The following is a 12,780-nucleotide window of genomic DNA, read 5'->3' as shown; positions in this document are numbered from 1 at the left end:
GACGCTTATCGCAGATTAGCACGCCCTTCATCGCCTCTGACTGCCTAGGCATCCACCGTGTACGCTTAGTCGCTTAACCTCACAACCCGAAGGTGTCTTTGATAAATCAAAGTCACGGTTCGTGCTGCGATTATTTGAGAGACTCATTGACACACTGATACACCATTCATACCCGCAGGTATCAATGCATGTTCAGCTGTCATGTTTCAATTTTCAGCTTGTTCCAGATTGTTAAAGAGCAATATCGTAAACATGACTCCGAAGAATCATCTTTAAGATATTCGTGATAATGTCTTTCACTCATTATCGGATTGGCGTCCCCAAGGGGATTCGAACCCCTGTTACAGCCGTGAAAGGGCAGTGTCCTAGGCCTCTAGACGATGGGGACACGAAAAATCCGTACCGGATCATAAACCCGGCACTTTCGCGTCAGCATGAGTCTACACTCATGACATCAACAGGTGCGCTTGCTCAGTATTTTCATCAGACAATCTGTGTGAGCACTTCACTTAACACACATCTTTTTGGTAAGGAGGTGATCCAACCGCAGGTTCCCCTACGGTTACCTTGTTACGACTTCACCCCAGTCATGAATCACAAAGTGGTAAGCGCCCTCCCGAAGGTNTTTCAGCTTGTTCCAGATTGTTAAAGAGCAAAACTTCGCAGTGCACCCAAACAGGTACACTCTGAAGTTTTCTATATAGCGAGTAGTGATGGTGGAGCTATGCGGGATCGAACCGCAGACCTCCTGCGTGCAAGGCAGGCGCTCTCCCAGCTGAGCTATAACCCCATCGTTGCTTACAGATACCTTAGATACCACTCATGGAAGAGTTGGTAGGCCTGAGTGGACTTGAACCACCGACCTCACCCTTATCAGGGGTGCGCTCTAACCACCTGAGCTACAAGCCTATTAAGGTATTTCTGCTCGTTATTTTCATCAGACAATCTGTGTGAGCACTTCACTTAACACACATCTTTTTGGTAAGGAGGTGATCCAACCGCAGGTTCCCCTACGGTTACCTTGTTACGACTTCACCCCAGTCATGAATCACAAAGTGGTAAGCGCCCTCCCGAAGGTTAAGCTACCTACTTCTTTTGCAACCCACTCCCATGGTGTGACGGGCGGTGTGTACAAGGCCCGGGAACGTATTCACCGTAGCATTCTGATCTACGATTACTAGCGATTCCGACTTCATGGAGTCGAGTTGCAGACTCCAATCCGGACTACGACGTACTTTATGAGGTCCGCTTACTCTCGCGAGGTCGCTTCTCTTTGTATACGCCATTGTAGCACGTGTGTAGCCCTACTCGTAAGGGCCATGATGACTTGACGTCATCCCCACCTTCCTCCGGTTTATCACCGGCAGTCTCCTTTGAGTTCCCGACCGAATCGCTGGCAACAAAGGATAAGGGTTGCGCTCGTTGCGGGACTTAACCCAACATTTCACAACACGAGCTGACGACAGCCATGCAGCACCTGTCTCAGAGTTCCCGAAGGCACTAAGCTATCTCTAGCAAATTCTCTGGATGTCAAGAGTAGGTAAGGTTCTTCGCGTTGCATCGAATTAAACCACATGCTCCACCGCTTGTGCGGGCCCCCGTCAATTCATTTGAGTTTTAACCTTGCGGCCGTACTCCCCAGGCGGTCGACTTAACGCGTTAGCTCCGGAAGCCACGCCTCAAGGGCACAACCTCCAAGTCGACATCGTTTACAGCGTGGACTACCAGGGTATCTAATCCTGTTTGCTCCCCACGCTTTCGCACCTGAGCGTCAGTCTTTGTCCAGGGGGCCGCCTTCGCCACCGGTATTCCTCCAGATCTCTACGCATTTCACCGCTACACCTGGAATTCTACCCCCCTCTACAAGACTCTAGCCTGTCAGTTTTGAATGCAGTTCCCAGGTTAAGCCCGGGGATTTCACATCCAACTTAACAGACCGCCTGCGTGCGCTTTACGCCCAGTCATTCCGATTAACGCTTGCACCCTCCGTATTACCGCGGCTGCTGGCACGGAGTTAGCCGGTGCTTCTTCTGCGGGTAACGTCAATCGACAAGGTTATTAACCTTATCGCCTTCCTCCCCGCTGAAAGTGCTTTACAACCCGAAGGCCTTCTTCACACACGCGGCATGGCTGCATCAGGCTTGCGCCCATTGTGCAATATTCCCCACTGCTGCCTCCCGTAGGAGTCTGGACCGTGTCTCAGTTCCAGTGTGGCTGGTCATCCTCTCAGACCAGCTAGGGATCGTCGCCTAGGTGAGCCATTACCTCACCTACTAGCTAATCCCATCTGGGCACATCTGATGGCGAGAGGCCCGAAGGTCCCCCTCTTTGCTCTTGCGAGGTTATGCGGTATTAGCTACCGTTTCCAGTAGTTATCCCYCTCCATCAGGCAGTTTCCCAGACATTACTCACCCGTCCGCCGCTCGTCACCCAGAGAGCAAGCTCTCCTGTGCTACCGCTCGACTTGCATGTGTTAGGCCTGCCGCCAGCGTTCAATCTGAGCCATGATCAAACTCTTCAATTTAAGATTTGTTTGATTTGCTTCTACTCGAGAAGCGATGCTCAAAGAATTAAAACTGTTTATTCGTAATGAATTTYACTGTTGTTCACTCTTCAAGACTTTTTTATATCGTTTAAGATACGGTCTTGTGAGTGCCCACACAGATTGTCCTGTCTCTTATACACANCCAGCGTTCAATCTGAGCCATGATCAAACTCTTCAATTTAAGATTTGTTTGATTTGCTTCTACTCGAGAAGCGATGCTCAAAGAATTAGTAACTGTTCATTCGTAATGAATTTTACTGYTGTTCACTCTTCAAGACTTTTTATATCGTTTAAGATACGGTCTTGTGAGTGCCCACACAGATTGTCTGATTATATTGTTAAAGAGCAGTGCGCTGTGGTCTTAACCACTTCGCGAGGTGGCGTATATTACGCCTTTCACCTTCAGAGTCAACGCTTATTTTAAAGCGTTTTCTCTTTCTTTATCGACCCGGTTGTGTGTTCACAGCGCCGTGTCGATGGAGGCGCATTATAGGGATCCGATTCAGAAGCGCAAGCAAATATCGTAAAGTTTTTTCTGTTTGCGCATCTTTCATTCGTTCCGCTTGTTAACTGCGCGTTTTTATCCATTTTGGCAGGTCTGCGAGGCTTTCCAGCACACCATCGGCCAGTGCCTCGCCTTGTTCAGTGACGGATTTACCGGTACGAACAAGCAGTTTCTTTCCTATACCAGCACCAACTGCAGCCTGAATATCCTCTAATTTGTCTCCCACCATATAAGAAGCCGCCATATCAATGTTCAGCTCACGCTGTGCGGAAAGCAGCATGCCCGGCTCAGGCTTACGGCAATCACAACTCTGGCGATACTCACCTTCCCCAGCTTCAGGGTGATGAGGACAAAAATAGATGCCATCCAGATCAACACCACGATCGGCCAGCGACCAATCCATCCACTCTGTCAGTTGCATAAACTGATCTTCTGTAAACTTACCGCGGGCGATGCCGGACTGATTCGTCACCACAACCAGCGCGAACCCCATGCTTTTCAACTCACGCATGGCATCAATGACGCCATCAATAAATTGAAAATGGTCAATGTCATGAACATAACCGTGATCGACATTGATCGTGCCATCACGATCAAGAAAAACTGCTGGAACGCTTTGTGCCACTGACTTTGCTCCTGAATGCCTAAATTACGCAGTAGTATCGCATGTTTTCACACCTAGGGAGAATGTAGAGCCATGACAATCCCGATTGACTTAGACGTCTAGACGCCCTAACATCCATTTCATATTCTGTTAATTCAGAAACTGATTTATCCAGCCATAGGCACTCACGATAAAAAACATATGATTGAACTTTCTAATATTACTAAGGTTTTTCAGCAAAACGGGCGAACCATTACCGCGCTTGCTGATGTCAGCCTTCATGTTCCCACCGGGCAAATTTATGGCGTTATCGGCGCATCAGGCGCAGGTAAAAGTACATTGATCCGTTGCGTCAATTTATTGGAACGTCCGACAGAAGGGAAAGTGCTGGTCGATGGCCAAGAACTGACTCAGCTGTCAGATAGCCAGTTGACGCGCGCGCGCCGTCAAATCGGCATGATTTTCCAACATTTCAACCTGCTCGCTTCGCGCACCGTTTTTGGCAATATTTCGCTACCGCTGGAATTGGATAACACGCCGAAAGCCGACATCACTAAACGAGTCAATGAGTTGTTGGAGTTAGTTGGACTGGCAGATAAGCATGATGTCTACCCAGCCAATTTGTCCGGCGGACAAAAGCAGCGCGTCGCTATTGCCCGTGCGCTGGCTAGCAATCCTAAAGTTCTGCTGTGTGACGAAGCAACTAGTGCATTAGATCCTGCAACAACCCGTTCGATTCTCGAGTTACTGAAAGACATCAATCGCCGCCTTGGTCTAACCATCCTTCTTATTACCCATGAGATGGATGTAGTGAAACGCATTTGCGATCAGGTTGCGGTGATCAGCGACGGACGTCTCATCGAGCAGGACACCGTAAGCGAAGTCTTCTCACACCCGAAAACGCCGCTGGCGCAGAAATTCATTCAGTCAACGTTACACCTGGACATCCCAGACGATTACCTCGCCCGTCTGTCCCCTGACTCTCGTCCGGATACCACACCATTATTACGGATGGAATTTACGGGTAAATCGGTGGATGCTCCGCTGCTGTCCGAGGTTGCCCGACGCTTTAACGTCAACAACAACATTATCAGCGCCCAGATGGATTATGCCGGTGGCGTCAAGTTCGGCATCATGCTGGCAGAAATGCACGGCAACGATGCGGATATCCAAGCCGCAATCCAATTCCTGCAGGAAAGTCACGTTACAATTGAGGTTCTGGGTTATGTCTGAAGCAATGATGTGGTTAATGGCTAAGGGAGTATGGGAAACCGTCGCGATGACGTTCGTTTCTGGTTTCTTTGGCTTTGTGCTTGGCTTACCCGTGGGCGTATTGTTGTATACCACGCGTCCGGGGCAAATTATCGCCAACCCAAAACTCTACCGAACCCTTTCTGCACTGGTAAACATCTTCCGCTCGATTCCGTTCATTATTTTGCTGGTGTGGATGATTCCTTTTACCCGCATCATTGTCGGAACCTCAATTGGTCTGCAAGCAGCTATCGTTCCTCTTACCGTAGGTGCCGCGCCGTTTATTGCCCGCATGGTGGAAAATGCACTGCTTGAAATTCCTACCGGCCTGATCGAAGCCGCCCGTGCGATGGGTGCAACGCCAATGCAAATCATCAGAAAGATATTACTGCCGGAAGCATTACCGGGACTCATTAATGCCGCAACCATCACGCTAATTACGCTCGTAGGCTATTCTGCTATGGGTGGAGCCGTGGGCGCAGGCGGCTTAGGTCAAATTGGTTATCAGTATGGTTATATTGGTTATAACGCGACGGTCATGAATACGGTATTAATATTACTGGTTGTTTTGGTTTACCTGATTCAATTCTGCGGCGACAGGGCAGTAAAAGCTGTCACACACAAGTAGTCATCACAATACGCATTTGCCATACAGGCATCTGCCAAGAGAATAATTAATTAGGGGTAAGGATATGGCGATTAAACTGAAATCTATTGCGACCATTGGCGCACTTATTGGTGCTCTGGCGCTAGCGGGATGTGGTCAGGAAGAAAAGAATCCTAATCATATTAAAGTCGGCGTTATTGTTGGCGCAGAACAGCAAGTGGCGGAAATCGCGCAGAAAGTGGCGAAAGACAAATACGGCCTGGATGTTGAATTGGTCACATTCAACGACTACGTTTTGCCAAATGAAGCCCTGAGCAAAGGCGATATCGACCTGAATGCCTTCCAGCACAAACCTTATCTGGATCAGCAGATCAAAGATCGTGGTTATAAACTGGTTTCTGTCGGCAACAGCTTTGTTTACCCAATCGCGGGCTACTCCAAGAAAATCAAATCGCTGAATGAGCTGCAAGATGGTGCTCAAATTGCGCTGCCAAACGACCCGACCAACCTGGGCCGTTCTCTGCTGCTGCTGCAAAAAGTCGGCTTGATTAAACTGAAAGACAATGTTGGTCTGCTGCCAACCGTACTGGATGTGACCGAAAACCCGAAAAACATCAAACTGGTTGAGCTGGAAGCACCACAGCTGCCACGTTCTTTAGATGACGCACAAATCGCGCTGGCTGTAATCAACACCACTTACGCTAGCCAGATTAACCTCACGCCAACTAAAGATGGCCTGTTTGTTGAAGAGAAAGACTCTCCGTATGTAAACCTGCTGGTTTCACGCGAAGACAACAAAGACGCTGAAAACGTGAAAAAATTCGTTCAGGCTTATCAATCTGATGAAGTGAATGATGCAGCAAATAAAATCTTTAATGGCGGCGCAGTGAAAGGCTGGTAATCCCACCCTAACGCGTTTAATTAAAAGATATCTGCAAGACGGGCTACGGCCCGTCTTGTTATTTGTGCAATTGCTTGCTTCAATACCCGCTCTTTGAGAAAAAGCAGAGGAATCCTTAATGCGTGCTGTTCCCTTTATATTGTTGGCCATGTCGCTGACAGGCTGTTCTTTATTTCAGAAGCCACCGGCACCGGCACCTCAACCCGCTATTGAAACCAAAACTGTAGAACCTGCGCCTAAACCGAAGCCAGCGGCTCGCCCAACGCCAGCGGTGCTATATAAAAGTGCAGAAGAATTAGTCGGTAAACCTTTCCGCGATATGGGCGAAGTTTCAGGTTCCTCATGTCAGGTCAGCGCTCAGGACACTCCTCCTAACGCGGCAAATGCGCGTAAAAGAATGCAAAACCGCGCAACCGCAATGAAAGCTAATGCGGTTTTACTGCATGAATGCCAAACCGTCAGCGGCGTAGCGGGCTGCTACAGCCAGGTCGTTTGCCAAGGCACTGCGCTGAAAGTCTCTGCACAATGAGTCAATTTGTTTTCAATCAGATCGGGATTATCCGTTCACCGTATAAAGAAAAGTTTGCCATTCCGCGGCAGCCGGGTCTGATTGAAGACGGAGGCGGAGAGCTTCAGCTATTACCGCCGTACAATCAGGCGGATTGTGTGCGGGGGCTAGAAGATTTCAGCCATATTTGGATACTGTTCATCTTTCATCAAACGATGGAAGGCGGCTGGCGCCCCACGGTTCGACCACCGCGTCTGGGAGGAAACACACGTACGGGCGTTTTCGCTACGCGTTCTACCTTCCGTCCCAATCCTATTGGCATGTCGCTGGTTGAATTAAAAGGGATCCGAGCAAAAGGCGATGCCATTACGCTCGACTTAGGCAGTCTTGATCTGGTCGATGGCACACCAGTCGTCGATATCAAACCTTACCTACCCTTTGCGGAAAGCCATCCTCAGGCGCGAGCGGGTTTTGCCCAAATGGCACCTGATGCCGCGATGCCAGTCGCTTTTTCCTCCCTTGCGGAAAGCCAGATCGCAGAACATCAAAAGAAATATCCCCAGTTAAAACGCTTTATCTCGCAGGTATTGGCACAGGATCCGCGTCCCGCCTACCGTAAAGGGGAAAGTATCACGCGGGAATACGCCGTTTTGCTATTGGAGTTCAATGTGCGCTGGCGCGTATGCGAAGAACAAACCGAAGTGTTAAGCCTCGACCCGTCACACACGTGTTAATACACGAACCACAGCAATATATTCTAAAATTGTCCCTGCTCTCTTTTGACACGTCGCCCACGCTGGTAAACTAAGCCACTTTTTATGTGCCTTCGGCTGCGCGGCAGCCCTATGCTACTTGTCGTTCTAACGGAACTAAAACCCCATGCGTACTAGCCAATACATGCTCTCCACACTCAAGGAGACGCCAGCCGATGCAGAAGTCATCAGCCATCAGTTGATGCTCCGGGCAGGAATGATTCGTAAACTGGCCTCTGGCCTTTACACCTGGTTGCCGACCGGTTTACGTGTTTTGAGAAAAGTTGAAAATATCGTGCGCGAAGAGATGAACAACGCTGGCGCGATTGAAGTTTCCATGCCCGTTGTTCAGCCTGCCGATTTATGGGTGGAAAGTGGACGTTGGGAACAATATGGTCCGGAACTGCTGCGCTTTGTCGATCGTGGCGAGCGTCCATTTGTGCTCGGCCCAACACATGAAGAAGTGATTACAGACCTGATTCGTAATGAAGTCAGCTCTTATAAGCAGCTACCGCTGAATTTCTTCCAGATTCAAACCAAATTCCGCGATGAAGTGCGCCCGCGTTTTGGCGTCATGCGCTCACGTGAGTTCCTGATGAAAGACGCTTACTCTTTCCATACTTCACAGGAATCATTGCAGTTCACTTACGACGCAATGTACGCCGCTTACAGCCAGATTTTCAGCCGCATGGATCTGGATTTCAGAGCCGTTCAGGCGGATACCGGTTCTATCGGTGGTAACGCATCCCATGAGTTTCAGGTACTGGCGACCAGCGGCGAAGACGATATCGTTTTCTCAACGGAATCCGACTACGCAGCAAACATTGAACTGGCAGAAGCGGTTGCGCCGAAGTTAGGCCGCGCGGAAGCGACAGAAGAGTTGCGTCTGGTTGATACGCCAAATGCCAAGACTATCGCCGAGCTGGTTGAGCAGTTTACGTTGCCAGTAGAAAAAACCGTGAAGACGCTACTGGTTAAAGCAACGGAAGAAAGCGGCCATAAACTGGTTGCCCTGCTGGTTCGTGGCGATCACGAACTGAACGAAATCAAAGCGGAGAAAATCGCTCAGGTTGCCAGCCCGCTGACGTTCGCAACGGAAGAAGAGATTCGTGCAACTATCGGTGCAGGCCCAGGTTCACTTGGCCCAGTCAAGCTGACGATTCCGGTTGTTGTCGATCGTACCGTTGCAGCGATGAGCGATTTCAGCGCTGGCGCGAACATTGATGGCAAACACTATTTCGGCATCAACTGGGAACGTGACGTTACGCTGCCGCAGGTTGCAGACATCCGTAACGTGGTTGAAGGCGACATCAGTCCAGACGGCAAAGGCACACTGCAAATTAAACGCGGTATCGAAGTCGGCCATATTTTCCAACTGGGCAGCAAGTATTCTGAAGCGCTGAAGGCGACAGTTCAAGGTGAAGACGGCCGCAACCAGACGCTGACGATGGGTTGCTACGGTATTGGTGTGACGCGTGTTGTCGCGGCGGCGATTGAGCAGAATCATGACGAACGCGGCATCATCTGGCCAGACGCGATTGCACCTTTCCACGTTGCTATTCTGCCAATGAATATGCACAAGTCTTTCCGCGTGAAGGAAGTGGCTGAGGATATCTACCAGCAGCTGCGCGCTAAGGGCATTGAAGTTCTGCTTGATGACCGTAAAGAGCGTCCAGGCGTGATGTTCGCCGATATGGAGTTGATTGGCGTGCCGCATACCATCGTCATTGGCGATCGCAATCTGGATAGCGAAGAGATTGAGTATAAGAACCGTCGTGTCGGTGAAAAGCAAATGATTAAAACCAGCGAAATCGTCGATTTCCTGCTGGCGAATATCATCCGCTAATTGCCGTCGGACCGCCCTTTCACGCGAAAGGGCGAATACAGACATAAAAAATGGTGGGTTTCCCCACCATTTTTTATTTCAAGACTTTTACTTCAAGACACCAGTAACGCATCACGAATTATTCACGAAACAGTTCTTCAATGCTCAACCCCTGAACCTGCAAAATTTCCCGCAGGCGGCGTAAGCCTTCAACCTGAATCTGGCGAACACGTTCACGCGTTAAGCCGATTTCACGACCCACATCTTCCAGCGTAGCCGCTTCGTACCCTAGCAGGCCGAAACGACGCGCCAACACCTCACGCTGTTTGGCATTAAGCTCAAACAACCATTTAACGATATTCTGCTTCATATCGTTATCCTGAGTAGTGTCTTCAGGTCCGTTATCTTTTTCGTCTGCCAGAATATCCAGCAGCGCTTTTTCCGAATCACCACCCAGCGGGGTATCGACGGAAGTAATACGTTCATTCAGGCGCAGCATGCGGTTGACGTCATCAACGGGCTTATCAAGCTGTTCGGCGATTTCTTCCGCACTCGGCTCGTGATCCAGTTTATGAGACAGTTCGCGCGCGGTGCGCAGATAAACGTTGAGTTCTTTGACAATGTGAATCGGCAAACGGATGGTACGGGTTTGATTCATGATCGCCCGTTCTATCGTCTGTCGAATCCACCAGGTTGCATAGGTTGAAAAACGGAATCCTCTTTCTGGATCGAATTTTTCAACCGCACGAATCAGGCCGAGGTTCCCCTCTTCAATCAGGTCCAGCAGCGCCAGACCACGATTGTTGTAACGGCGGGCAATTTTCACCACCAGCCGCAGGTTACTCTCGATCATCCGGCGGCGCGATGGGACATCGCCACGCAACGCGCGTCGGGCAAAATAAACTTCTTCTTCTGCGGTTAAAAGCGGCGAATAGCCGATCTCTCCTAAATAGAGCTGTGTTGCGTCAAGGACACGCTGTGGGACCCCTTGCGATAACAGCTCGTCTTCCGCCGAGTCATTATCATTGGTATCTTCCTCTGCCAGCGCTTTATCGTCAAAAACGTCAAGTCCATTTTCTTCGAAATCGGTATCTTCATGTAACTCGTTAACTTTCAGCGTACTTTGGCTCATAAGTGGCTCCTACCCGTGATCCCTTGGCAGAATACCGAAATACTCTGCCCGATTTATCGCTGCGGCAGAAAACGCAGCGGGTTTACGGATTTCCCCTTGTAACGAATTTCAAAGTGCAAGCGAACTGAGCTGGTGCCCGTACTGCCCATCGTAGCGATTTTTTGTCCTGCCGTGACGTCTTGTTGCTCACGGACTAGCATCGTATCGTTATGGGCATAGGCACTGAGGTAGTCATCATTATGTTTGATGATTATCAGATTTCCGTAACCACGTAGCGCATTACCCGCGTACACCACGCGCCCACTGGCGGTTGCGGTGATCGGTTGCCCACGTGAGCCGGCGATATCAATCCCTTTATTTCCCCCCTCGGAAGCGGAGAAACTATCTATGACTTTCCCATCGGTAGGCCAACGCCAACTGCCGACAGCAGCCGTATTGCTGCTGGCAACAGCCGCTGGTGCGGAAACAGGAGCGGTTGTTGGTGCCCCTGTCGTAGGTAACATCTTACCTACATTCTGTTTACCCTGATTACCAGAATACGCATTAGTTGACTGAGAATCAACCGATGTAGTTTGTATTTGCGCACTTGATGGCGGCGTTGGTACACCACCTCGGGTAGCATCCGTTGTTGCCAACATTCCGCCACCGCTCGTCAGGCCACCGCCCGAAGCGTTGTTACCGGATACGTTTCCTAAGCTCAGAGATTGCCCCACATTCAGGCTGTACGGTTCAGGAATATTGTTACGCTGCGCCAGATCTCGGTAGTCATTACCGGTAATCCACGCGATATAAAACAGGGTATCGCCCCGTTTAACAGTGTAGGCATTGCCGCCGCTGTAGCTGCCTTTCGGAATATTGCCGTAGCTGCGGTTGTAAACAATTCGGCCGTCGGTCGTTGTTGAAACGCTTTCACCCGCTGTTGAAATGCGTGATGGTGGCGCAGATAACATCCCCCCTCGGCTGCCCGTATTTCCGTCAACGCTGCTGATCGGTGCGGATTTGGAATTATTGTTGGTACATCCCGCCAATCCTAAGACAATCACCGTACAAGCAGCAATATGACGCAAATTCATCATTCGGCTTCCCATGCGCCTTACTCCCCTATAACTATAGCGTTCAAAAAAGTGTCGATAACATTCAAAAAACAGTAATACTCAGAACTCAATTCGGACATGTCTGCCTCGCATCTGCTCTCGCTTAACTGGCCGTTGCTCAACTACCCATAGCGTAAGTGATTGTAGCGCAACCGGTATCCGGTGATTTATTCGTTAATTAGAACGAGAAAGATCGCTACTTCACCATCGCTGGCGCATAAGCAAAACGGGAAAGGCACCACGATGATTAGATGCTAACAATATCAACAAGTTCGCACTATAAAACAGTTGTGTTGAAATTTTAAAGACTTAACAACAAGTGCATACCAACGCCACGGTATCAGGCTAATTCCCCTTTGACCAGCGGAACAAACCGAACAGCTTCAACCGTTTGAATAATAAATTCGCCAGCATGGCGTTGAACAACCTGTAAGTATTGTGACTGTTCACCGACGGGCAATACCATCACGCCGCCTTCATCAAGCTGTTCCATCAGCGCTCGGGGAATTTCCGGCGGTGCAGCAGTCACGATGATGGCATCAAACGGCCCGCGCGACGCCCACCCCTGCCACCCATCGCCATGACGGGTAGAAACATTATGCAGATCAAGCTGCTTTAAGCGACGTTTAGCCTGCCATTGCAGCCCTTTGATGCGCTCGACCGAGCAAACGTGCCTAACCAAATGCGCTAAAATCGCCGTTTGATAACCTGAACCAGTGCCAATTTCCAGCACGCGAGAAACAGGCGTCAGGCTGAGCAATTCCGTCATCTTCGCGACCATATAGGGCTGCGAAATCGTCTGACCGGAACCAATAGGCAGAGCGGTATTTTCATACGCTTTATGCTCGAACGCCTCGTCAACGAAACGTTCTCTGGGTACGGCTTCTATCGCACTCAGTAGACGTTCGTCCTGAATGCCCTGCTGGCGCAGCTGTGCCAACAACGTTTCTATACGCTTGTTTACCATTCCCCGCCGACCTCAGCTCTGGTTAACCTCGTCACCAATACAGCAATTTTCCCGCACAGGGGTAAGCCAGCCGCCGCTATCGCACGATT

General features: G+C 49.9%; 10 protein-coding genes, 3 tRNA genes and 2 rRNA genes. 6 read left to right on the top strand and 9 right to left on the bottom strand.

Annotated elements, in window-relative coordinates; translation table 11 throughout:
- From QWJ20_RS14760 to gmhB, 6 genes are all read right to left on the bottom strand, one after another.
- Positions 1–79, bottom strand: a 23S ribosomal RNA gene (locus QWJ20_RS14760); the annotation flags it as partial.
- Between the two features lie 233 nt (positions 80–312).
- Positions 313–388: transfer RNA gene (locus QWJ20_RS14755), tRNA-Glu, on the bottom strand.
- 326 nt (positions 389–714) lie between these two features.
- A tRNA-Ala gene (locus QWJ20_RS14750) sits at positions 715–790 on the bottom strand.
- A 42-nt stretch (positions 791–832) separates the two neighbouring features.
- Positions 833–909, bottom strand: a tRNA-Ile gene (locus QWJ20_RS14745).
- A gap of 73 nt (positions 910–982) precedes the next feature.
- A 16S ribosomal RNA gene (locus QWJ20_RS14740) occupies positions 983–2,524 on the bottom strand.
- A 587-nt stretch (positions 2,525–3,111) separates the two neighbouring features.
- Positions 3,112–3,675, bottom strand: coding sequence for a D-glycero-beta-D-manno-heptose 1,7-bisphosphate 7-phosphatase (gene gmhB, locus QWJ20_RS14735; protein ID WP_433992839.1), 564 nt, complete (start codon positions 3,673–3,675; stop codon positions 3,112–3,114).
- A gap of 180 nt (positions 3,676–3,855) precedes the next feature.
- Between gmhB and metN the strand changes: the two genes are divergently transcribed.
- From metN to proS, 6 genes are all read left to right on the top strand, one after another.
- Positions 3,856–4,887: a methionine ABC transporter ATP-binding protein MetN gene (gene metN, locus QWJ20_RS14730; RefSeq protein WP_119888596.1), complete on the top strand. Its 1,032-nt coding sequence runs from the start codon at positions 3,856–3,858 to the stop codon at positions 4,885–4,887.
- Positions 4,880–5,533, top strand: coding sequence for a methionine ABC transporter permease MetI (locus QWJ20_RS14725; protein WP_014701168.1), 654 nt, complete (start codon positions 4,880–4,882; stop codon positions 5,531–5,533). Before metN ends, QWJ20_RS14725 begins: the two co-directional genes overlap by 8 nt.
- Before the next feature lie 64 nt (positions 5,534–5,597).
- Positions 5,598–6,413 (top strand): MetQ/NlpA family lipoprotein, encoded by an 816-nt coding sequence (locus tag QWJ20_RS14720; protein ID WP_014701169.1) that lies wholly within the window; start codon positions 5,598–5,600, stop codon positions 6,411–6,413.
- A 118-nt stretch (positions 6,414–6,531) separates the two neighbouring features.
- Positions 6,532–6,942: an Rcs stress response system protein RcsF gene (gene rcsF / locus QWJ20_RS14715; RefSeq protein WP_433992838.1), complete on the top strand. Its 411-nt coding sequence runs from the start codon at positions 6,532–6,534 to the stop codon at positions 6,940–6,942.
- Positions 6,939–7,655, top strand: a complete 717-nt coding sequence (tsaA, locus tag QWJ20_RS14710; protein WP_433992837.1) for a tRNA (N6-threonylcarbamoyladenosine(37)-N6)-methyltransferase TrmO — start codon at positions 6,939–6,941, stop codon at positions 7,653–7,655. Before rcsF ends, tsaA begins: the two co-directional genes overlap by 4 nt.
- 145 nt (positions 7,656–7,800) lie before the next feature.
- Entirely contained in the window at positions 7,801–9,519 is a 1,719-nt protein-coding gene (proS, locus tag QWJ20_RS14705) for a proline--tRNA ligase (RefSeq protein ID WP_433992836.1), read from the top strand.
- A gap of 118 nt (positions 9,520–9,637) precedes the next feature.
- Here the strand turns inward: proS and rpoS are convergent, their stop codons facing one another.
- From rpoS to QWJ20_RS14690, 3 genes are all read right to left on the bottom strand, one after another.
- Positions 9,638–10,630 (bottom strand): RNA polymerase sigma factor RpoS, encoded by a 993-nt coding sequence (gene rpoS, locus QWJ20_RS14700; RefSeq protein WP_010299820.1) that lies wholly within the window; start codon positions 10,628–10,630, stop codon positions 9,638–9,640.
- Positions 10,631–10,683: 53 nt separating this feature from the next.
- Positions 10,684–11,706: a murein hydrolase activator NlpD gene (nlpD, locus tag QWJ20_RS14695; RefSeq protein ID WP_039484839.1), complete on the bottom strand. Its 1,023-nt coding sequence runs from the start codon at positions 11,704–11,706 to the stop codon at positions 10,684–10,686.
- 358 nt (positions 11,707–12,064) lie between these two features.
- Positions 12,065–12,691 (bottom strand): protein-L-isoaspartate(D-aspartate) O-methyltransferase, encoded by a 627-nt coding sequence (locus tag QWJ20_RS14690; protein WP_039484842.1) that lies wholly within the window; start codon positions 12,689–12,691, stop codon positions 12,065–12,067.
- Positions 12,692–12,780 lie beyond the last annotated feature (89 nt).

The organism is Pectobacterium sp. S5 (assembly GCF_051707265.1).
GTDB lineage: Bacteria > Pseudomonadota > Gammaproteobacteria > Enterobacterales > Enterobacteriaceae > Pectobacterium > Pectobacterium polare.
Note: the sequence above shows the minus strand (reverse complement) of the source record. Positions and strands in the feature narration are given on the sequence as shown.